The following is an 18,804-nucleotide window of genomic DNA, read 5'->3' as shown; positions in this document are numbered from 1 at the left end:
GGAAAAGGGTGCTCGAAATGCAGCCACCAATCCTACAGGCCGGCTCAGAGCTGGCCGAATCCCTTGCGTTTCTTGGCCGGCTTGGGGGGCTTGCGGGGCTGGCCGCCGCCGCGGGCACCGGGCCCGCCCATGCCCGGCATGCCCCCCATTCCAGGCATCCCCGGCATGCCGCCCATCCCCGGCATGCCGGGAAAGCCACCCATGCCCGGCATCCCGGGCATGCCGGGCATCCCGCCGCGGGTCATCTGCTGCATGAAGCCGCGCATCTTCTGGAAGTCCTGGAGCACCTTGTCCACGTCCGCCGGGGTGTGGCCACTGCCGGCGGCGATGCGGCGGCGGCGGGAGGGCTGGGCGGCCAGCAGTTCGGGCTGGCGGCGTTCGGCCTCGGTCATCGAGCCGATCATGGCCTCGATGCGCTTGAGCTGGCTCTCCCCCTGGCGGAGCATGCCGTCGTCGATCTTGTTCATGCCGGGGATCAGCTTCATCAGCCCGCCCAGGGAGCCCATGCGCTTGATCAGGCGCATCTGCTGCACGAAATCGGAGAAATCGAAGCTGGCTTCCTGCAGCTTGCGCTGCATCTTCTCCACATCGGCCAGCTCCACCTCCTTGGTGGCCTTCTCCACCAGGGTGAGCACATCGCCCATGCCCAGGATCCGGCTGGCCATCCGTTCGGGGTGGAACGGCTGCAGAGCCTCCACCTTCTCGCCGGTGCCGATGAACTTGATCGGGGCGCCGCTGACCTTGCGGATCGAGAGGGCGGCTCCGCCGCGGGAATCGCCGTCCAGCTTGGTGAGCACGGCGCCGGTGATGCCCACCTGCTCGTGGAAGGCTCTGGTGAGGTCGGCCGCCTCCTGGCCGATCATCGAATCCACCACCAGCAGCACCTCATCCGGCGCCGAGGCCTCCCGGATGCGGACCATCTCCTCCATCATCGAGGTGTCGATCTGGAGGCGGCCGGCGGTGTCCACCAGGACGGTGTCGAAGCCCTCGTCCCGCCCCTTGGCCACGCCGGCGGCGGCGATCGCCTCGGGGCTGGCGTCACTGCCGAGGCTGAACACCTCCACGCCGATCTGGCGGCCCAGGGTCTGGAGCTGGTCGATGGCGGCCGGCCGGTAGACGTCGGCGGCCACCAGCAGGGGACGGCGACCCTGCTCCTTGAGGTGGAGGCCCAGCTTGGCGGTGGCGGTGGTCTTGCCGGCCCCCTGCAGACCGGCCATCAGGATCACGGTGGGCCCTTCCGCGGCCCGCGCCAGGGGGGCGTTGGCGCCGCCCATGGTCTCGACGAGCTGGGCGTGCACCAGCTGGATGAACTGCTGGTCCGGGCTCACTCCGCGCACCACCTCGGCGCCGACGGCCTTGCGCCGCACCTCGTCGATGAACTCCTTCACCACCGGCAGGCTCACATCGGCCTCCAGCAGCGCCCGCCTCACATCGCGGAGAGCGCCATCGACGTTCGTCTCCGAGATGGCCGCCTGGCCCCGCAGTCCCTTGACCGCGTCTTCAAAGCGCTGGGAGAGTTCGTCGAACATCAGTTGAGGGATTGGGTGGCCACCAGGCGCCAGCTGTCGCCGTCGCGCCCGAATACATAACCATTGCGCAGCTCCAGCGGCGCGGTGGTCTCCACCACCTTGCCGTTCGCATCGAGACGCCGGTCGCTGTAGCGCAGCCGGGCGACGGCGACGATGCGGCGGGGCCCGCTTTCCGCGAGGGTCAGATCGGTGATCCGCACGTCCAGCCGCTGGGTCTGGCCCCGGGCGGCATCGCTGCGGCGCTCCTTGATGAGCAGGCCCACCGGTGCTTCCCGGGCAATGCGATCCAGGCCCCGGGGCACGGGCTCACCGGCCAGCACCTCAGCCTTGATCGTCAGCCAGTCCTCCAGAAGCCTCCGGACCTGGGCCGCATCGGGTCGGGGGCTGGTGAGGGGCGTCAGGCTCTGGCCGATCGCCGGCCCTGGGGAGGGCGCCGGGGCGGCTGAGGGCTTGGCGGGCGGAGCCGGCAGCGGAGCCGGTGGTGGCGGCGGGGGCGCGCTCTGGCGCTGCCGCAGCACCCAGGCGCCGGCCAGGAGCAGCAGCAGGGCGGCGCCGCCCGCCAGCAGCCAGGGCCGGGGGGGCACGGGCCAGCGCAGGGGCACGTCGTCATCCAGATCCCCGTCGTCGTCGGGATCCGTTCCGGGGCCGGGCGGCGGCAGGGGGGCGAAGCCCTCCAGGACCGAGGCGCCGGACGCGAAGGGCTCGGCGGCAGGAAAACCGGGTGTCTCGAAGCTTGGGAACGGGGGAGGGGCCGCCGCGGCCGGTGCGGCCGGTGCCGAGAGGTAGGCGCGGCCCCGGCGCTGGTCCTCCCGCTCCACGTAGGCCACCACGTCGCGATCGCTGAAGTAGGCCACCAGATCCGGTTCGGCCTCCAGGTCCCGGTAGCCGGGCAGCACGTCCCGCACCAGCCAGTCACTGCAGTAGGCGCAGAGCTGGCCGAGGGGATCGTCACTCTTGCCGGCCGCCCAGGCCTTGAGCTCCTGGCTGGCGCCGCTGTCGAAGCAGACCCGCGCCGTGTCGGCCTCCCCCAGCAGCAGGTGCAGGTTGGCGAGCAGGGGCTCGACGCCCTCCCGTCCGCTGCGTTGCAGGCGGCTCCGGGCGTCGGCGATGCGTTCGGGCTTGCGCTGGGCGAAGCCGGAGGCGGTCAGGGCGATCGTGGCCAGGAAGTCGGCGGCCTCGGAGCCGCTGGCGGCCCAGCGGCTGAACAGATCCACCTGCTCCTGGACGGTGAGGAAGGAGCGGATCTGGTGGAAGAAGGTCTGGAAGTCCTCGCGGGGGAAATGGGGATCCCCGTCTCCTTCGAGGCCCCCGCGCCGCTGCACCAGCTGCTCCAGCAGCGCCAGCCCCTCACGCCGTTCGGCGCCGGCGACCAGATCCCGGCTGAGCAGATCGAGCACCCGGTAGGGGGTGAGCCGCTCCAGCCGGGCGTTCATGGTTTCCCTGAGCTCGGGCTGCCGGCCGAGACGCTGCAGGAGCTGCAGCCCCTGCCGCAGGGTGCGGGCGGCGGCTTCAAAACGACGCTGCTCCTCCAGCTCCCGGGCGGCCTCCAGGCAGGACAGTCCCGCCAGGAGCGTCAGATCGGTTTCGCGGCCACTGCCGAGGGTGGGCGCCTGGGGCAGCTGCAGGCAGCGGCTGGCCAGCTCAAACGTCTCCAGGGGCTGGCCCCCCTCCATCAGCAGCAGCAGACCTCCCACCTGGCGGGTGGTGGCGATCTCCAGGGCCGGCTGCAGGGAACCGCCGGTGTCGGCCAGGCCTGTCAGTTCCGCTTCGTAGGCGGCGCGTCGATCGTGGTCGCAGAGCAGATCGGCACTGGCGCGGAGCAGGTCGGCCCGCGCCTGCAGCGTTTCCTGGGTGAACCCCCCGTGGGGCACCCGGTCCAGCCGCGACTGAAGCGTGCGCAGGACCCCCTGGGCATCGGCGGAGGGAGAGACACCCAGCAACCGGAAGTGATCGATCGGCAGGTCCAATCCGATGAGGCCGCTGGGGCGCGACTGTAGTCAGAGGCAGTGGTTTTGACTGTCATCAGGGAACGGACCCCGTACAGTCATGGCCACGAATCGCAACGCCGTCCTGCCATGACTCAGGAACTGACCGCGGCGCGGGCAGCGCAGCCCGGCACCGTGGGCGCCAGCTCGTCGTCCGAGGAGGCCGGCAGCCATGCGGTGCGGCTCGAGGGCCTGTACCCGGCCGAGCGGGCCAGTGTCAGCCGGGACGAGGGCCTGATGCTCTACCGCGACATGACGCTGGGGCGCCGCTTCGAGGACAAGTGCGCCGAGATGTACTACCGCGGCAAGATGTTCGGCTTCGTGCATCTGTACAACGGTCAGGAAGCCGTCTCCACCGGTGTGATCCGGGCGATGCGCCTCCAGCACGACTGGTTCTGCAGCACCTACCGCGACCACGTCCATGCCTTGAGCTGTGGTGTGCCGGCCCGGGAGGTGATGAGCGAACTGTTCGGCAAGGCCACCGGCTGCAGCAAGGGACGGGGCGGCTCGATGCACCTCTTCTCCCGGGAGCACCATCTCCTCGGCGGCTATGCGTTCATCGGCGAGGGCATCCCTGTGGCCCTGGGGGCGGCCTTCACCAGCCGCTACAAGCGTGACGCCCTCGGCCAGGCTGACAGCGATGCCGTCACGGCCGCCTTCTTCGGGGACGGCACCTGCAACATCGGCCAGTTCTACGAATGCCTCAACATGGCGGCGTTGTGGAAACTGCCGATCCTGTTCGTGGTCGAGAACAACCGCTGGGCCATCGGCATGGACCACAACCGGGCCACCAGCGAGCCGGAGATCTGGCGCAAGGCGGCCGGCTTCGGCATGGTCGGCGAGGAGGTCGACGGCATGGACGTGCTGGCCGTGCGGGCGGCGGCCCAGCGGGCGATCGCCCGGGCCCGAGCCGGAGAGGGTCCCACCCTGCTGGAATGTCTCACCTACCGCTTCCGCGGCCATTCCCTGGCGGATCCCGACGAACTCCGCGAAGCGGCGGAGAAGGAGTTCTGGGCCAAGCGTGATCCGATCAAGCAGCTGGCGGCCCGACTGATCGATCAGGGCCTGGCCACGGCCGAGGAACTCAAGGAGATCGACAGGGAGATCGACGCCGTGGTGGCCGATTGCGTCGAGTTCGCCCTCGCCGCACCAGAGCCCGATGGCAGCGAACTCACCCGCTACATCTGGGCCGACGACTGAACGCAACGATGGCAGCAATGGCAGCGGTCTGATGACCAAACGCGTCCTTGTCACTTTCACGGATCACCGCATGAAAGTGGCCCGCCGGCGATTATGTCGTCAGGCGAAGGATATGGGCGTGTATACAGACATCGTCGGCGCCTCGGAGTTGGATCTCGATCCTGCCTTTCGCCAGCAGTTCAAGGATTATCTGACGCCGGAGCACCGGGGATTCGGCTACTACGCCTGGAAACCCCAGATCGTTCTTCAGACCCTTGAGCGTCTGCAGGACGGTGATCTTGTGCACTGGATCGATTCCGGCTGTCATCTCAACCCGGCGGGACGGCAGCGCCTGCTGGAGTTCTTTGCGATGGCGGCGGAAGCCCCTTCGGGGCTGCAGGGTTTCGAATGTCTGCCCCCCAATGGTTCCCTCATCTACGAGGGCCGTCAGTTTCCCGATCAGGGGGAGGCCAAGTGGACCAAAGGTGATCTGCTCGACCGCCTGGCGGTGCGGGACCGGCCCGAGATCACCGGCAGCCAGCAGCTGGGGGCCACCACCTTCTTCGTGCGCAAGTGCCCCGCCGCCATGGACTTCATGCGGCACTGGATCAGGGTGTTCAGCGAGGACTTCTCGATGATCGATGATCGCCCGTCCCGTTCCCCCAACCTGGAGGGGTTCCAGGAGCACCGCCATGATCAGTCGATCTACTCGATCCTGGGTAAGTTGCTGCCCATCTCGACAACATCCGTGTTCGAGTTCTGGTTTCCCCGCACCGACAATTGCTGGCTGCCGGACTGGGAGAGGGTCGGCGATGCTCCGATCCAGATCCGCCGTGATCGCGGCCTCAAGGGGGAGAGCCGAGTGAAGATCGCCGGGCTCCAGGCCAAGGGCTGGTTGAAACGGCTTCTGGCCGGAGGGGGCCGGGGCTGAGGAGCCCCCCCCTGCCGATCAGGCCAGGGGAACGGCCGACCGGGTCGAGAGGCTGCGCAGCTTGCGCAGGGCCTTGAGTTCAATCTGCCGCACCCGCTCCCGCGAGACGTCCAGCTGCCGGCCGATCTCGGCCAGGGTGTGGCGCTCCATGCCGTCGAGGCCGAAGCGGAGGGCCAGCACCTCCTTCTCCTGGGCGGAGAGGTGGCCCATGAGCTCCGCCAGCTGCTCCTGGTGCATGCCCCGCTCGATGCGATCCAGCGGCTCCTCGGCGGAACCATCGGCGATGAGGTCCCCCAGGAAGCTGCGGCCGTCCTCCGCATGGATGGGAGCATCCAGGCTGGAGATGGTGAGGGCCTGGCGCAGCAGGGAATCAAGCTCCTCGACGGGGATGGCCATGGCCTCGGAGATCTCACGGCGGCTGGGCATGGCGCCGAGCTTGTGGGCCAGCTCCAGGCTCACCTTGCGCACGGTCGTCAGCCGTTCACTGAGGTGAACCGGCAGGCGGATGGCCCGGGACTGGCAGGCGATGGCCCGGGTCATGCTCTGGCGGATCCACCAGAAGGCATAGGTGGAGAACTTGTAGCCCCGGGTGGGGTCGAACTTTTCGACGGCACGCTCGAGGCCGAGGGAACCTTCCTGGATCAGATCGAGCAGTTCGAGCCCCTTGCCTTGATACTTCTTGGCCACGCTCACCACGAGCCGAAGATTGGCGCGCATCATGCGCTCCTTGGAGCGACGGCCGATCTTGATCGTCTTGTTCTCCTGGATGGAGTATCCGGCTTTTGATTCTTCCACCAGGTGCATCATCGCCTGGACCTGGTTGCCGAGCTCGATCTCCTCAGCCGGGGTCAACAGAGGCTCTCTGCCGATGGAGGTGAGGTACCAGGTGATGGAATCACTCCCTCTGCGGGTGGAGCCCTCCCTTCTCGTCGCAATGGCGGAGACGGTCATAGGAGGGGGCGTAATGGCGCCTTCGAAAGTGTGAACGGATTATCCACCCACCGGCAGGGGCAGAAAGTGTCTGGAACAACTTTTAAGGAATGAGATGTGAACCCGCACACAATCGGACTTCTTTAGCAATGGGCTTTGATTGGATGAGCAAAGGGCTAATTCTTCTGTTGCCGGTCTGAGGAATCCATCAGAGTCGCCCGATGGGGAAGTGGCGGCTCCGCCCTATTCCAATGGCTCCGGATTCTCCAGGGCCTTGGCCACCGCCAGGGGCGTGACGCCCCCGGCCCCGTGCCGGCGATGGCTCCGGACACCGGCCAGGGCATGGTCGAGGGCGGCGGCCGCCAGCCAGACGGCATCGGCCCCTGGCGTTCCCCCCTGCCCGATGGCGGCCAGGGCCAGGGCCCCCCGCCCCGCCGCGTAGCCGGCGAGCACATCCCCCAGTCCGGCCCTGGCCGCCTCCGGGCAGGCCGCCAGCAGCTGCCAGCCGCGCCCATCGGGGGCCGCCACGACGCTGCGGGCCCCCTTGAGCAGCACGCTGGCGCCGCTGCGGCGGGCCGCCGCCGCCGCCGCCTCCGGACGGGGCAGCGGCGCCAGGTCGGGGAAGAGCCTCCGGAACTCCTCCGCGTGGGGGGTGATCCAGGTGGGGCCCCGGCGCGTCTGGAGCCAGTCGCTGCCCAGGGCCGCCAGGCGATTGAGACCATCGGCATCGAGCACCAGCAGGCCCTCAAAGTCGGCCAGGTCCTGCCAGCGCTGCCGTTCCTGGGCGTCGATCGCCGCCGCTGGCGGTCCGCCGGCGGGGTCGATCCCCCCCAGACCGGGCCCCAGCAGCACGGCATCCAGACGGTCCAGCCAGCCCTCGCCCAGATCCGCCAGGGCCAGCCCCCCGGCCGGGGTGGCCCCCAGGCCGGGCTCGAGCACCACATGGGGATGGATCTGCCAGAGGTGGGGGGTGATCTCCTGGGGGAGGGCGGCCCGGAGGCTGCCGCACCCGGAGGCCGTGGCGCCGGCCAGGGCCAGGTGGGCGGCCCCCCGGAAGCGGCGGCTGCCGGCGACGACCAGCAGGCGGCCGCGGGCGTATTTGCCGGCGGCCGGATCCGGCACGGGCCAGGGGGCTGAGGACGGGTCGGCGGGCCCCAGGCCCAGCAGCGGCTCGCCACCGGGCTGGACCAGGAGAGCGGCCGGCAGCCCCAGGTCGATGCGCTCCAGCCGTCCCACCCAGCGCAGGGCGGCGTCCTGGACCAGGCCCCGCTTGATCAGGCCGATGGTGTAGGTGGTGGCGGCCGTGGCGGCCACGCCACCGAGCAGGACACCGTCATCGGCGTCCAGGCCGGTGGGCACATCGATCGCCACCAGGGCGCCGGGCCGCCTTCGCTGCCGCTCCTCCAGCAGGGCTTCGATCAGCGGGCCGGCCGGGCGCTGCTGGCCGATGCCGAACAGGGCATCCACCCAGAGGGCCGGATCCTCCGGGTCGGGCGGGGCCTCCAGCAGGGGGATGCCGAGCCAGCGGGCATGGCGCAGGTGGGCCTCGGTGAGGGGCCGGCGGCGCACGAAGGGGCACCAGATCCGCACCCGGCCTCCGGCCAGGTGCCATTCCCGGGCCACCACCAGCCCATCGCCGCCGTTGTGGCCCGGTCCCACCAGCACCAACAGGCCGTCCTGCCGGTCCCGGCCCGGCCGTTCCGCCAGGCGGCGGCTCACCGCCAGGGCGGCCTTCTCCATCAGGGCCTCCACCGGCAGTCCGCTGGCGAACAGCTCCTGCTCGATGGCGGCCATGGCCGCGCCGCTCACCAGGACGTGGTCGGCATCCGCCGGCGGCCAGGCGGTGGGCAGCGGCCCGAGGTTCACGGCGGCCCGAGCGGTGCTCTCCCATGATGGAGGCGTCCGCCCGTTCCATCCATCGGGATCCTTGAGCCCCACCGCCGCCACGGTCTCCGTTCCGCCTGAGTCCACCGCCCACCCCCCCGCCGGCAGCCCCGAGGTGGCGGAGGTGCTGGGATGGCTTGGCGACTGGCCCGGTGAACGGCGCGTGGCGGTGGGCCTCTCCGGCGGCGTCGACAGTTCCCTGACCGCGGCCCTGCTGGTGGCGGCCGGCTGGGAGGTGGAGGGTCTCACCCTGTGGCTGATGAGCGGCAAGGGCGCCTGCTGCGCCGAGGGTCTGGTGGATGCGGCCGGCATCTGCGACCAGCTGGGGGTTCCCCACCACGTGGTCGATTCCCGGGCCCGCTTCCAGGAGCAGATCGTCGATTTTCTGGTGGAGGGGTATGGCGAGGGCCTCACCCCCCTGCCCTGCTCCCGCTGCAACCGGGCGGTGAAGTTCGGCCCGATGCTGGAGTGGGCCGAGGCGGAGCGCGGCATCGGCCGCCTCGCCACGGGCCACTACGCCCGGCTGCGCCAGGGGGACCCCCGGGACGGCCGCCATCAGCTGCTGCGGGGCCTCGATGCCCACAAGGACCAGAGCTACTTCCTCTACGACCTGCCCCAGTCGGTGCTGGGCCGGCTGGTCTTCCCCCTCGGTGAACTCACCAAGGAGGCCACCCGGGCCGAGGCGGCACGCCTCGGCCTGCGCACCGCCGCCAAGCCCGAAAGCCAGGATCTCTGTCTGGCGGATCACCATGGGTCGATGCGGGCGTTCCTGGATGCCTACCTGGCGCCCCGCCAGGGTGAGATCGTTCTGGCGGACGGCACGGTGCTCGGCCAGCACGACGGCATCGAACACTTCACCATCGGCCAGCGCAAGGGGCTGGGGGTGGCCTGGAGCGAACCTCTCCATGTGGTACGGCTGGATGGGGCCATGAACCGGGTGGTTGTGGCGCCCCGGCGGGAGGCGACCCGCCTGGCCTGTGTGGTGGGCGCCATCAACTGGGTGTCGATCACGCCGCCCAGCGCACCGATCGAGGTGGAGGTGCAGGTGCGCTACCGGAGCCTGCCGGAGCGGGCCCTGCTGACGCCCCTGCCCGAGACGGCCGCCGACCATGCCGCCGGACGGCCCCACCGGGCCCGGCTCGACTTCGCCGAGCCCCAGTTCTCGGTGGCTCCGGGGCAGGCGGCGGTGGTCTACAGCGGCGAGGTGCTTCTCGGAGGCGGGCTGATTCAGGCCGACGCCTGACGGCTCTCGCTGCGGAACCGGTTCATCGCCGATTCGATCACCACGTGCATGTCCATGTACTTGTATTCGGAGAGACGGCCGCCGAAGATCACGTTCTCCGTTCCCTGGGAGAGGTCGTGATAGCGGCGATAGAGCTCCTGGTTGCGGGGATCGTTGACCGGGTAGTAGGGAATGGCGTCGCCGCTGCAGGGGCGGGGGTACTCCCGGGTGATCACGGTGACGGGGGAGCTGGAGCCTTCGAAGTGCTTGTGCTCGATGATGCGGGTGAAGGGCTCGCGCATGTCGCAGTAGTTGATCACCGCATTGCCCTGGACGTTGTCGGTCTCCACCACGGCGTTGTCGAACTCCAGGGAGCGGTACTCCAGCCGCCCCAGCGCGTAGTCGAAGTACTGGTCGATGCAGCCGGTGTAGACCACCTTGTGGGCCAGCCGCTCCAGCGGGGTGCGCTGCGTGAAGTAATCGACGTTGAGGCGGACCTCAATGCCCTCCAGCATGGCCTCAAACAGGGCTGTGTAACCCCCGATCGGGATCCCCTGGTAGCGGTCGGAAAAATAGTTGTTGTCGTAGGTGAAGCGCAACGGCAGCCGCTTGATGATGAAGGCAGGCAGCTCACGGGGATGCTTGCCCCACTGTTTGCGGGTGTAGTCGCGGATCAGGGTTTCGTAGATATCCTTCCCCACCAGGGACAGGGCCTGCTCTTCCAGGTTGGTGGGTTCGCCGCTGAAGCGCTGGGAGGCGATCTTCTGCCGGGCTTCTGCGGGCGTCCGGGTCTGCCAGAGCTCGTAGAAGGTATTCATGTTGAAGGGGAGGGAGTATAGCTTGTCTCCGGAGATCGCCTTGGGGGAGTTGATGTAGTTATTGAATTCCGCAAACCTGTTGACGAAAGCCCAGACGGTCTTGTTGCTGGTGTGAAAGATGTGGGCACCGTAGCGGTGAACGTTGATGCCTTCCAGCTTCTCCGTATAGCAATTGCCACCGATGTGGGAGCGGCGGTCGACCATCAGGCAGCGCTTGCCAGCATCGGTGGCCAGTCGGGCAAAGGTGGCGCCGAACAGGCCGCAGCCGACGATCAGATAATCGTAGGTGGGCGAGTCTGATTCCTGGGAGGTCACAGATCAGCGAAAATCCTTCAGGTCGACGGGCAGAAGGTTTTCGATCGACTGCTGGATCTCCGGGGGCTCCTGCATGCCATAGGTGGCGAAGATGTTGATGCCGCTGCTGGTGCACTTCTTGCAGAGTTCGCTGCCGTAGCGCTTCGCCTGCATCACCTGGTAGGGGGTGTCCAGGTAGTTGGCGATTGAAGGGGCGGATGGGGACTGCACGCAGCAGACCGAGAAGTTCCCCTCGTGGTCGAGGCACACCTGGGATTCGCGCATGAAGCAGTTCTGGGACCGGTGATTGCCGATGGCCTGCTGCACCAGCTGGGGGCTGTAATAGATGTATTCGAGTTCCGGGGGGATCGTTTCCAGCCCGTCGAACATCTTGTCGATGGGCATGTAATAGGCGTGGTAGGGGCTGAATTTCATCCCCAGCTTGTCGCAGAAGTGCTTGAACAGATGCACCTCATGCAGGTTCTGCTTGTGCACCAGATAGCGCACGTCGATGTTCTGGAAGCATTCCCAGTCGCCGAGGGTTTCAGAGATACGGATCAAGTTCGCGAGCACCGGTTCGATCCGGCCCCCCTTGTGGTTGATCTGGTAGGTGCGCTGGGTGAAGCCCGACACCGTGATCGTGAAATTCCAGAGGCGCAGCGGCTTGAGCAGGGACCAGTCGTAGTCGTAATTGAGGTTGGAGGAGATGCCGCAGGGGACGCCATGGCTCTCGGCGCAGGCAATCAGTTCGTGGAGCTTGGAATGGAGCGTGGGCTCCGTCCAGTTGTACAGGCCGAAACGGCAGTTGCCGTTCGTGTCGGCCTTGGCCTTCAGGCAGATCTTCTCGAACAGCTCGATCGGCATTTCCGTCAGCTTCTGGCCGATGCTGTTGGTGAATTCGGGCATGCCGACCGGACAGGCCGTGCAGCGGAGATTGCAGCCACTCACCACATCCACCCAGAATTCAATGACCTTCTGACCTGGAGGTACAGGGGAGTATTCAGGCCACAGAAAACGCTTGACAGCCGATTGCACGTTCTTGGGAACGGCACGCTTCAGGACTGTTGGCAGCGCCATCTAGATTCCTACAAAAACGTCATGCGTCGTTGCATCGTAGCCCCTGCCCGCTGACATTGAAGAGCCTTCCCGCTGACATCGAAGGCCCGTGGTTTTGATTCGACGATGAGGCCACAGCGGGCTGGCTGATGGGGCCTCTCAGCGGTTCGTGGTCCCTCGGGCCCGGCCGGAGCCCCCCTGCAGCCATCGCCCCAGTCCCTGCAGCGTCCGCTGCCGCCGCCGCCACCAGCAGCTGACCGGCGGCGGCGCCAGCCACCGTCCCGCTCGCCCCAGGCGCCGGCCCAAGACCAGCCGCAGGTGCTGGGCCAGCCGCTCCCGCCTGCAGTCGGCCAGCTGGGCGGCCGTGGGACCCCGGTAGGCCGGCAGGTCCAGCTGCTGGGCCAGCCGCTCGGTGGCCTCGCGCCAGTAGCGGGTGGCCTGCTGCCTGATCTGCCAGCACTCCCGGATCGAGCCCACGCTCAGCAGCGTTTCCGGGGTGAACCGTTCCACTTCGAGAACCCCGGGCACTCCCAGGGGGTTGGTGCCCTGTTCGCTGATCACCAGACAGCCATGCAGGGGTGCCTGCCACATGCGGCCGGAGAGGGTGGTGCCCCGCTGGTAGGGATACATCAGGCCGTAGCAGCACCAGGCGCCCGCCAGCCGCCGATTCGCCTCCAGATAGCTGAGGCCGTGGGTGGCGAGCCCGAGCCTGTCCCAGCGGCCGCCGAACACCTCCACCAGCCCCCGGCGCGCCAGCCGGGCCAGATCCTGCTGGTAGGGGTCGTCGCCCATCGGCTTGAAATTGGCGATGTGCAGCGGCCGGCCGGCCCATTTGCGGAAGGGGCTCCGCTGCCAGAACTCGGGGACCACCGGCAGGTACCCCGGCACCCAGCGCAGCCCCTCAGGCACTGGATCCGGTCGGAACAGGGAGATCAGCCGGATCTCGCGGGCCAGGGGAAAGCGCGCCGGCCAGTCCACCTGGAGCTCCTTGACGTAGTCGTACACATGCACGATCCCCCGGTGCTCCCGGTGGGCGAGGCCCGGGTCTCCCCGCAGGATGACCAGCAGGTCCAGATCCGGATCGACCCCGCCGCGGACGAATCGGAAACCCACGGCCCGATAGAAGAGCCGCACGTTCCAGATCACATCGAGATCCTGGAAATCGATCGAAAGGATGGAGAACCGAGGGGGGAAACTCACACGACCTACCAGTGGGGGTCGCTGGCCAGGTTGACCGTCAGCCGGCCGCTCGGACTGGAGGGCACGGTGGCCACACAGGCCCGCACCACCCGTCCGTTGACCTCGATTTCGCAGGCGCCGCAGCTGCCCCCCAGGCAGCCGGTGGGGATCATCACCGCCGCCTGGCGGGCGGCCTCCAGCCAGTCCTGGCCGGGGATGGCCGTCGTGGTGCGTCCGTCCGGCCAGGCGATGGTGATGGCAGGGCGGGGGATGGCGATGGGGGGAGGGTCGGGCTGGCGGAAATCTAGGGGGTGCCGGCTGCTCAGGCCCGCCGCCCGTGGGGGGGAGGATCCGGGGCCAGCAGGGGCGCCAGGTCGATGTGGGCCTCGAAGGCGTCGGCCAGGCGATCGAGCAGGGCGTCCCGCTGGCGGCCGTGGTGGGGCTGGTTCTCCTCCAGAGGCGGCAGCTGGCGCCGCCACCGCAGTTGGTTGAGCCAGCGGCGCCGCCAGGGGCCGTTCTCGAAGATGCCGTGCAGGTAGGTGCCGACCACCAGGCCCCCCTGGCCGCCGGACTCCGCCCACCAGCCCAGTTCGCCGTCCTGCGCCAGGGGCGCACAGCCCGCCGGGTCGGTCCGCTCGCTGCGGCCATGGTGGAGTTCGAAGCCCTCCAACAGGGGGAGGTCGCCCGGGCCGGGGGGCCAGAGGGCCCGGCTCTGCCGTTGCCGCAGCGCCTTGTCGCCCTGGAAGACGGTGCGCAGCGGCAGCATGCCCAGTCCGCTCGCCCGCTCGCCGGGCTGGCCCCCTTCGAGGCCCTCGGGGTCGTCCAGCTCCTGGCCCAGCATCTGCAGCCCACCGCAGAGGGCGAACACCTGGCCCCCCCGGGCCACATAGGCCCGCAGCTGCTCCGCCATCCCGCTGCTGCGCAGCGCCGCCAGGTCCCGCAGAGTCTGCTTGCTGCCCGGCAGGATCACGGCATCGGGCTGCTCCAGGGGCTCCCCCGGCCGCTGCCAGCGCAGCCGCACGCTGGGCTCCGCCTCAAGCGGGTCGAGGTCGGAGAAGTTGCTCAGGGAGGGCAGGCGCACCACCACCAGGTCGAGCTCGGCGCGGGGCTTGCGGCTGCCCCGCTCGAGCAGGTCGAGCGAGTCCTCGGGGGGGAACAGCTCATCGAGCCAGGGCATCACCCCCAGCACCGGCACCCCGGTCTGCTGCTCCAGCCAGTCGCGGCCGGCATCGAACAGGGAACGGCGGCCGCGGAAGCGATTGATCAGCAGCCCGCCGATCAGGGGCCGCTCCACGGGCCGCAGCAACGCCAGGGTGCCGACGATCTGGGCGAAGACACCGCCCCGCTCGATGTCCGCCACCAGCAGGCAGCGGGCCCGCAGGTACTGGGCCAGCCGCAGGTTGGTGAGATCCCTGGCCTGCAGATTCACCTCCACCGGACTGCCGGCCCCCTCCAGCACCAGCCGGCCGCCAGGGTGGGCCGCCTGCAGTTCCGCCAGGCCCCTCCGGATCGCCGCCCAGCCGGGCCGGAACCAGTCGCGGTAGTAGTGCTCCGCCCGGGCCGTGCCCACCGAGCGACCCAGGTGGATCACCTCACTGGTGCTGTCGCCCCGGGGCTTGAGCAGCACGGGGTTCATCGCTACCTGCGGCTCCAGGCCCGCGGCCCAGGCCTGCAGCGCCTGGGAGTAGGCCATTTCCCCGCCCTGCGGGTCGACCCAGGCGTTGAGGCTCATGTTCTGCCCCTTGAAGGGCAGGGGCTGCTCCCCCCGGCGCCGCAGCACCCGGCAGAGGGCGGCGGTCATCAGGGATTTGCCGGCGCCGCTGCTGGTGCCCAGCACCATCAGCGGCCGCGGAGAGGCGGGGTGGGGGCGGTTCAAAGGCGGGGGCGGTGGCGGCGCAGCGCCTCCAGGATCCGCTCCCGCCGGCCCGCCCGGGGGATCTCACCAGGCCAGCGCCGCAGCAGCTGCCGGCCCATCGGCGTCAGCCGCACCCGCTCGGTGAGCCCCTGGCCATCGACTTCCCGCCGCAGCACCCCCAGCCGGATCAGCCAGAGGAAATGGTCCTCGGTCCGGTCGCTGCTGAGGGGCAGGAAGGTGAAAGGGGCAGGGACTTCGGTGCGGGCGGCCAGTTCCGTGCTGCTCAGGGGCTGTTCCCCCACCGTCTCGTAGAAGCGGCGGCGGAAGGGCAGGCAGCGGAGGGAGAGGGCGGCCCGCGCCAGCGAACGGGACTCGGTGTCGGCCTGTGCCATCGCCCCATTCTCCCCAATCGACGGGCAGGCTGGAGGCCTCCCCGGTGATCCCCTTGCTGCTGCTGGCTTCCGCTTCCCCGGCCCGCCGCCGCCTGCTCGAGCAGGCCGGCATCCCCCATCGGACCCAGGTGAGCGGCGTGGATGAGGACGGGATCCGCCAGCCGGATCCCCGGCGGCTGGTGCAGGCGCTGGCGCTGGCCAAGGCCCGGGCCGTGGCCGCCACGCTCGCCTCTGAAACCGACTGGCCGCCCTTTGGGGTGCTGGGCTGTGATTCCCTGCTGGTGGTGCAGGGGGAGGCCTGGGGCAAGCCCCGCGACGGCGCCGAGGCGGTGGACCGCTGGCGGCGCATGGCCGGTGGCTGGGGGGACCTGCACACCGGCCATGCCCTGCTGAAGTCCCCCGCCCCCGGGGCGCCGGACGAGCCGCTGCAGGCGGTGGTGACCACGCGGGTGCAGTTCGCCGACCTCGGCGAGGCGGACATCCAGGCCTATGTGGCCAGCGGTGAGCCCCTGGCCTGTGCCGGCGGCTTCGCCCTCGAGGGCCGCGGCGGCCTGGTGGTGGAGCGGCTGGAGGGTTGCTTCAGCAACGTGATCGGCCTCAGCCTGCCCCTGCTGCGGCGCTGGCTCGGCCCGGGAGCCCTGGTTCAGGCGCCCGGGTGATGGGCGCGGATCCGCCGCAGCCAGTGGGCCATCGACATCTTTTCCAGCACGGCGCGGCGCTGGGCCGGATCCTCGAACCGGGGATGGAGCGCGTCCCGCCAGGCCTCCAGCCGGGCGGGGGAGAGGCTGTGGCTGTCCCACTGGTCGACATAGGCCACCGGCAGATCCCCGAAGGCGACGGTGGTGGGATTGCGCTCGATGATCGGAATGGCGCCGGCCAGCAGGGCCGTGAAGGCCTTCGGGCAGGGATCGAGGCCGCCGCCGCCGGCGCAGATCACGAAGGGATAGCGCTTGAGGGTCGGGAAGAAATCGTCGTAGGGAATCTGCTCGTGCACCTCGACGAACGCCCGCCACTCGCCGGTCGCCAGCCGCATCACCCTGCGCCGGTTCTCCCATTGCGGACCCTCACGGACGTAGTGGGCGCAGAAGGCCTTGAGGGGTCGCTGCCGGAGGGGGATTGCTGCGTCCTGCGCCAGGGTCCGGCGGTAGATGACGTGGCCATCACTGTTGATGCAGCCCAGCGGAATCGGGGTGACACCGGGTAGCGGGGTGTCCAGATTCTCCGCGTACCAGTGCACCAGTCGGGGGTCGTCCAGGAGGCCGAGCAGCCGTTGCTGCAGCCCGGAGGCGATGTAATCGGGGAAGCGCTGATCCACCTGCCGGGGCAGGGTGGTGTCGGCATCGCCGGTGACCAGAACAAAGCGTGATGTGGCCGCGATGCGGGGGAGATAGCGGTCCAGAAACAGTTCCAGGCACTCCGGCACCGCCTTGACGAACAGGAGTCGGGGCTGGGCGCGCAGGTTGCCGAAGAAGCCATGGCGGGTCAGGCTCCAGTCGGCCCAGTGGGCGATCGAGGGGATGGTGGGCTCCACCAGCCGCGTGTTGAGCACCAGGCCGGTCCCGTCCGGGTTCCGGCGGCGCAGGGAGCGACGGGTCGCGGAGAACCGGCGCCGGTTGAGGAGCCCTTCGATGGCCTGGGTGCGACGCCGGATTCGGGGGCCAAGCACGACCCGGAGGGTGCGTGGCGATCGCCGGATCTTGCCGCCCAGCCTCCGCCATAGGCTCGCCGCGTCCGTGGGGGAAGGATCACCCATCGGATCTCCCAACGGCTGCGGCGAAACTCAAGATACGGCAGCAAAACAGCTGCAGCAGAGAACCCCCGCTCCAGAACGCCCCCACAGCAAAAAGCCTCCGCCCGGGGGCGGAGGCAAGGGGTGATGGAGAGGATCCGGCGTGCGGATCCCGGAGTGCCATCAGTCGAGGTCCGGCATGGCCAGGGTGGGTTCGGCCTGACGGTCGATGCCCTTCTCGAAACCGGCGGCGGCGGCGCGGGCCCGGCCCGCATGCCACAGGTGACCGACCAGGAAGAAGAAGGCCAACACGAACTGCGTGGAGGCCAGCCACTGGCGGATGTTGACGAAGTTCACCGAGTTGGGCTCGGTGATGATGCCGCCGACGGAGTTGAGGGAAGCGTTGGGGGCGTGGGTCATGTACTCAGCCGCCCGACGCACCTGCCAGGGCTGGATGTCGTTCTGGAGCTTGTCGAGGCTCAGACCATTGGGGCCGCGCAGGGGCTCCAGCCAGGGACCGCGGAAGTCCCAGAAACGCATGGTTTCACCACCGAAGATGATCTCACCGGTGGGGGAGCGCATCAGGTATTTGCCGAGGCCGGTGGGACCCATAGCGGAACCGATGTTGGCGCCCATGCGCTGGTCACGCACCAGGAAGGTGAAGCTCTGGGCCTGGGAGGCTTCGGCGTTGGTGGGGCCGTAGAACTCCGAGGGATAGGCGGTGTTGTTGAACCAGATGTAGGCCGAGGCGATGAAGCTCATGAAGCTCAGGGCGCCCAGGCTGTAGCTCAGGTAGGCCTCACCGTTCCAGATGAAGGCGCGACGCACCCAGCCGAAGGGCTTGGTGATGACGTGCCAGATGCCACCGAAGATGCAGATCAGACCGATCCAGATGTGGCCACCGATGATGTCCTCCATGGAGTCGACACCGATGATCCAGCCCTCGCCACCGAAGGGGGCGCGGGTGAGGTAACCGAAGATGACCCCGGGGCTGAGGGTGGGGTTGCTGATCAGGCGAACATCACCGCCACCGGGAGCCCAGGTGTCGTAGACGCCGCCGAAGAACATCGCCTTGAACACCAGCAGCAGGGCACCCACACCGAGAAGGATGAGGTGGTAACCGATGATGTTGGTCATCTGGTTCTTGTCGCGCCAGTCCTGGGAGAAGAACGCGGAGTAGTTCTCCAGGATCTCCGGACCACGCAGGGCGTGGTACAGGCCACCGAGGCCGAGCACGGCGGAGCTGATCAGGTGCAGCACACCGACCACGAAGAACGGATAGAGGTCGGTGACCTCACCGCCGGGGCCGACTCCGTAGCCGAGGGTGGCGACGTGGGGGAACAGGATCAGGCCCTGCTCGTACATGGGCTTGTCGAAGGTGAAGTGGCTCACCTCGAACAGCATCATGGCGCCGGCCCAGAAGACCATCAGGCCCGCGTGGGCCACGTGGGCGCCCAGAAGACGGCCGGAGAGATTGATCAGCCGGGCATTGCCCGCCCACCAGGCATAGCCGGTGGAGTCGAGGTCCTTGCCCCCGACCGAGATGAGACCGGAATTAAAGGGCGTTTCCACGGGGCAGAACCTCTTCAGGGAAGATGAAGTTTTCGTGCGGCTGGTCGGCAGGCGCCATCCAGGCACGCAGACCTTCGTTGAGCAGGATGTTCTTGGTGTAGAACGTCTCGAATTCAGGATCCTCCGCTGCGCGGATCTCCTGGCTCACGAAGTCGTAGGCCCGCAGGTTGAGGGCCAGGCCGATGATGCCGATGCTGCTGGTCCACAGACCCATCACCGGCACGAACAGCATGAAGAAGTGCAGCCAGC

At 68.8% G+C, this 18,804-nt stretch carries 16 protein-coding genes and 1 pseudogene; 4 read left to right on the top strand and 13 right to left on the bottom strand.

What is annotated here, in order from left to right:
• Positions 1-44: 44 nt before the first annotated feature.
• Together ffh and KBZ08_RS12225 are read right to left on the bottom strand one after the other, a co-directional pair.
• Complete coding sequence (gene ffh / locus KBZ08_RS12230) at positions 45-1,529, bottom strand: signal recognition particle protein (RefSeq protein ID WP_254973279.1); 1,485 nt, start codon at positions 1,527-1,529, stop codon at positions 45-47.
• Positions 1,529-3,496 carry an ARC6/PARC6 family protein gene (locus tag KBZ08_RS12225; protein ID WP_254973276.1) on the bottom strand — a complete coding sequence of 656 codons (1,968 nt, stop codon included), beginning with the start codon at positions 3,494-3,496 and terminating at the stop codon, positions 1,529-1,531. The genes ffh and KBZ08_RS12225 overlap by 1 nt, the downstream gene beginning before the upstream one ends.
• A 108-nt stretch (positions 3,497-3,604) precedes the next feature.
• On the opposite strand from KBZ08_RS12225, the gene pdhA reads away from it, so the two are divergent.
• Together pdhA and KBZ08_RS12215 are read left to right on the top strand one after the other, a co-directional pair.
• Positions 3,605-4,714 (top strand): pyruvate dehydrogenase (acetyl-transferring) E1 component subunit alpha, encoded by a 1,110-nt coding sequence (gene pdhA / locus KBZ08_RS12220; protein ID WP_106220728.1) that lies wholly within the window; start codon positions 3,605-3,607, stop codon positions 4,712-4,714.
• A 148-nt stretch (positions 4,715-4,862) separates the two neighbouring features.
• Positions 4,863-5,624, top strand: coding sequence for a hypothetical protein (locus KBZ08_RS12215; RefSeq protein WP_181280085.1), 762 nt, complete (start codon positions 4,863-4,865; stop codon positions 5,622-5,624).
• An 18-nt stretch (positions 5,625-5,642) separates the two neighbouring features.
• On the opposite strand, the gene KBZ08_RS12210 is transcribed toward KBZ08_RS12215, so the two are convergent.
• Together KBZ08_RS12210 and KBZ08_RS12205 are read right to left on the bottom strand one after the other, a co-directional pair.
• Positions 5,643-6,575 (bottom strand): sigma-70 family RNA polymerase sigma factor, encoded by a 933-nt coding sequence (locus KBZ08_RS12210; RefSeq protein WP_106220730.1) that lies wholly within the window; start codon positions 6,573-6,575, stop codon positions 5,643-5,645.
• Between the two features lie 222 nt (positions 6,576-6,797).
• Complete coding sequence (locus KBZ08_RS12205) at positions 6,798-8,420, bottom strand: NAD(P)H-hydrate epimerase (protein WP_254973273.1); 1,623 nt, start codon at positions 8,418-8,420, stop codon at positions 6,798-6,800.
• Positions 8,421-8,553: 133 nt separating this feature from the next.
• On the opposite strand from KBZ08_RS12205, the gene mnmA reads away from it, so the two are divergent.
• Positions 8,554-9,681 carry a tRNA 2-thiouridine(34) synthase MnmA gene (gene mnmA, locus KBZ08_RS12200; RefSeq protein WP_254973456.1) on the top strand — a complete coding sequence of 376 codons (1,128 nt, stop codon included), beginning with the start codon at positions 8,554-8,556 and terminating at the stop codon, positions 9,679-9,681.
• Here the strand turns inward: mnmA and glf are convergent.
• The 6 genes from glf to KBZ08_RS12170 form a co-directional block, all read right to left on the bottom strand.
• A complete protein-coding gene (gene glf / locus KBZ08_RS12195; RefSeq protein ID WP_254973271.1) occupies positions 9,666-10,793 on the bottom strand; it encodes a UDP-galactopyranose mutase in 1,128 nt (375 codons plus the stop codon). The two genes, mnmA and glf, sit on opposite strands and share 16 nt — an antisense overlap.
• 3 nt (positions 10,794-10,796) lie before the next feature.
• A complete protein-coding gene (locus KBZ08_RS12190; RefSeq protein WP_254973270.1) occupies positions 10,797-11,678 on the bottom strand; it encodes a hypothetical protein in 882 nt (293 codons plus the stop codon).
• A 309-nt stretch (positions 11,679-11,987) separates the two neighbouring features.
• Entirely contained in the window at positions 11,988-13,028 is a 1,041-nt protein-coding gene (locus KBZ08_RS12185) for a hypothetical protein (protein WP_254973268.1), read from the bottom strand.
• Between the two features lie 5 nt (positions 13,029-13,033).
• Positions 13,034-13,258: a 2Fe-2S iron-sulfur cluster-binding protein gene (locus KBZ08_RS12180; protein WP_396122420.1), complete on the bottom strand. Its 225-nt coding sequence runs from the start codon at positions 13,256-13,258 to the stop codon at positions 13,034-13,036.
• A 71-nt stretch (positions 13,259-13,329) separates the two neighbouring features.
• Positions 13,330-14,847: a cobyric acid synthase gene (locus tag KBZ08_RS12175; RefSeq protein WP_254973452.1), complete on the bottom strand. Its 1,518-nt coding sequence runs from the start codon at positions 14,845-14,847 to the stop codon at positions 13,330-13,332.
• A 32-nt stretch (positions 14,848-14,879) separates the two neighbouring features.
• Positions 14,880-15,254: an Npun_F0494 family protein gene (locus tag KBZ08_RS12170; RefSeq protein ID WP_106220735.1), complete on the bottom strand. Its 375-nt coding sequence runs from the start codon at positions 15,252-15,254 to the stop codon at positions 14,880-14,882.
• A gap of 53 nt (positions 15,255-15,307) precedes the next feature.
• Here KBZ08_RS12170 and KBZ08_RS12165 point away from each other — a divergent pair, with 53 nt between their 5' ends.
• Positions 15,308-15,913 (top strand): nucleoside triphosphate pyrophosphatase, encoded by a 606-nt coding sequence (locus tag KBZ08_RS12165; RefSeq protein ID WP_254973266.1) that lies wholly within the window; start codon positions 15,308-15,310, stop codon positions 15,911-15,913.
• Here the strand turns inward: KBZ08_RS12165 and KBZ08_RS12160 are convergent.
• The 3 genes and pseudogenes from KBZ08_RS12160 to KBZ08_RS12150 all read right to left on the bottom strand — a co-directional run.
• The gene (locus KBZ08_RS12160) at positions 15,898-16,920 is read right to left on the bottom strand and encodes a hypothetical protein (RefSeq protein WP_254973264.1); all 1,023 of its coding nucleotides are present in this window, start codon (positions 16,918-16,920) and stop codon (positions 15,898-15,900) included. The two genes, KBZ08_RS12165 and KBZ08_RS12160, sit on opposite strands and share 16 nt — an antisense overlap.
• Positions 16,921-17,166: 246 nt before the next feature.
• Positions 17,167-18,555, bottom strand: a complete 1,389-nt coding sequence (gene psbC / locus KBZ08_RS12155; RefSeq protein WP_015108803.1) for a photosystem II reaction center protein CP43 — start codon at positions 18,553-18,555, stop codon at positions 17,167-17,169.
• Positions 18,539-18,804, bottom strand: a pseudogene (locus KBZ08_RS12150) (photosystem II D2 protein (photosystem q(a) protein)); the annotation flags it as partial. The gene psbC and the pseudogene KBZ08_RS12150, both read right to left, overlap by 17 nt.

The organism is Cyanobium sp. Candia 9D4 (genome assembly GCF_024346155.1).
Taxonomy (GTDB): Bacteria; Cyanobacteriota; Cyanobacteriia; order PCC-6307; family Cyanobiaceae; genus Cyanobium; species Cyanobium minutissimum.
The sequence above is the reverse complement of the archived record's forward strand: the minus strand, read 5'-3'. Positions and strand labels throughout refer to the sequence as shown.